The sequence below is a fragment of the Halobacillus sp. genome, assembly GCF_049282395.1.
Lineage (GTDB): Bacteria > Bacillota > Bacilli > Bacillales > Halobacillaceae > Halobacillus.
In genome coordinates this window covers 1-2,170 of record NZ_JBAPTY010000273.1, presented here as the reverse complement: position 1 = coordinate 2,170, position 2,170 = coordinate 1, and the positions used below count along the sequence as shown (strand labels likewise).

Genomic DNA, 2,170 nt, shown 5'->3' with positions numbered 1-2,170 from the left:
GCAGTGGATTTCAGCCCGACCATGATTGAACAGGCCAAAGGAGTAGCGGCTGAACAGAATTTGAAGGTGGACTTTATGGTTGAAAATGTTGAGGAGCTCGACTTGCCTGCCTGTTCTTTTGATACCGTCGTATCCACCTTGTCGATGTGCTCCTATCCCCATCCGGAAAAGGTGCTCGAGAAGCTCGGAACGTTATGTAAGGAAGATGGGCAAATCCTTCTGCTGGAACACGGCGTGAGTACAAACCGCCTGGTTTCCAGTCTTCAACACATGATGGATCCATTGGTGAAAAAACGGATTGGGTGCCACGTGAACAGGGATATGTTGAAGCTGTTAGACGAATCAACATTAGAAATAAAGCGAGTTGAAAGCTCACTTCTTAATTCCATTCATCTCGTGTGGGCGAGACCTTTGCATTCCTGATTATAAAAAAAGCGACATGTGTTTTAGCTGAAAAGAGGAATCCATTTGTAAAAGATTCGATTTCCGGTTCATTATCTTTGCAATGTACTCTCTTATTCGTTAGGATTCATTTCGAGATGCGAACTAAAAAGGGGGCATTAGAATGGAGAAGCAACACGAATCGTCTGTACCTAATCCGACGAGACTATTAGTCTCATTATGTGCAGTTCTTATGCTTTCCGTGATGAACGGGACGATGTTTAATATTGCTGTGCCGGATATAGCGAAGACGTATCAACTGATGCCTTCCGAAGTAAGCTGGGTGATGACCGGCTACATTATGGTATATGCGGTGGGGGCGCTAACGTATGGAAAGCTCGCGGACTTTTATCCCTTCCGTACCTTAATCACGGTTGGCCTGACAATTTTTGCAGCGGGATCGTTATTTGGTTTCTTTGCTCAGAATTATGGGATGGTCCTTGTGGCCCGCGTCATCCAAGCCGTAGGAGGAGCGATGATTCCTGCGCTTGTCTTTTTAGCACCCATTCGTTACTTTCCTAAAACGAGAGGAAAAGTACTGGGTATTGTATCTTCTGTTATGGCCTTTGCCTCAGGCATAGGGCCGATTGCAGGCGGGTTTATAGCTGGATTTCTAGATTGGCGCTACTTATTCCTAACGTCCGCATTAATCATCATTACACTGCCTTTTCTTAGAAGAAATCTGCCGCAGGAAGAGACTAATAAAGGCTACATTGATTATATAGGAGCGGCTTTGATTGCTGGATTCATCTCCACATTGCTGCTTGGGATTACACTCGGAATTCCATGGATTTTCGGATTAACTGCTCTGTTTTTCTTTTCAAACTTATGGCGAATGAAGGCCATCGAAGAACCATTTATTCCTCCGCATTTATTTAAAAATATCAAATACAGATCCACCATTATTACAAGTTTTCTAAGTATTACCTGCTTATTCGGCATGATGTTCATGCTTCCGATCATGTTCCGGGATACGTACCAACTGGGCACGATGGCCATTGGGCTCGTCCTCTTCCCAGGAGCTTTAAGTGCTGCGCTTATGGGGCAAAAAGGTGGAAATCTGGTAGATTCTAAAGGGAATACCTTTGTGCTTTACCTGGCGATGATATTGCTGGCTTCAGGATTTTTCCTGCTCTCAATGATTGTAGGAGCTAATCAGTATATCGTAAGTGCAACCATTATCGTTGCCTATATGAGCTTTCCGCTTGTTCAGGCCTCGTCCGCAGATATTCTTGCCAATCTGCTCGATAAAAAAGAAACCGGAGTAGGCATGGGCGTGTTCAATCTGCTCAACTTTGTTTCCGGTGCGTTAAGCGGAGCCGTCATCGGTAAAACACTGGATCTGTTCGACCCTGCCCGACCGCTCAACTGGCTGGGTTTCAATGGAGATACGGCGATTTACAGTAACATTTTCTTAGGTTTTTCCATTATTATTCTATTATCGCTAGGGCAATTCTATTTATTTTACAATCGAAAGTCCCTGTCCTTAAAGAAAGCAGCATCTGACTATTAATCGAAAATCCCCTGGGACACTTTGAGGTGCCGGGGGATTGTTTTGTTTATTTGACTCTGATTTCTGATCCGATCTGGAGATTGCGTGCATCAATGTCAGGGTTTAAGTCATATAAGTCATCAACCGTTACACCGGCGTGAAGATTCGCGATACTTGTAAGTGTACTTCCTGGGCACGGCGCAATTGAGGTAGAGCACGGCGCAATTGAGGTAGAGC

Annotated in this window: 2 protein-coding genes; both read left to right on the top strand. The window is 44.6% G+C overall.

The genetic code is table 11. The features are described 5' to 3' along the window. A partial coding sequence (locus tag WAM07_RS11395; protein WP_422166950.1) for a class I SAM-dependent methyltransferase occupies positions 1–423 on the top strand: 423 nt, incomplete at its 5' end. Positions 424–565: 142 nt separating this feature from the next. After that, entirely contained in the window at positions 566–1,954 is a 1,389-nt protein-coding gene (locus WAM07_RS11390) for an MFS transporter (protein WP_422166948.1), read from the top strand. Positions 1,955–2,170: the final 216 nt, after the last annotated feature.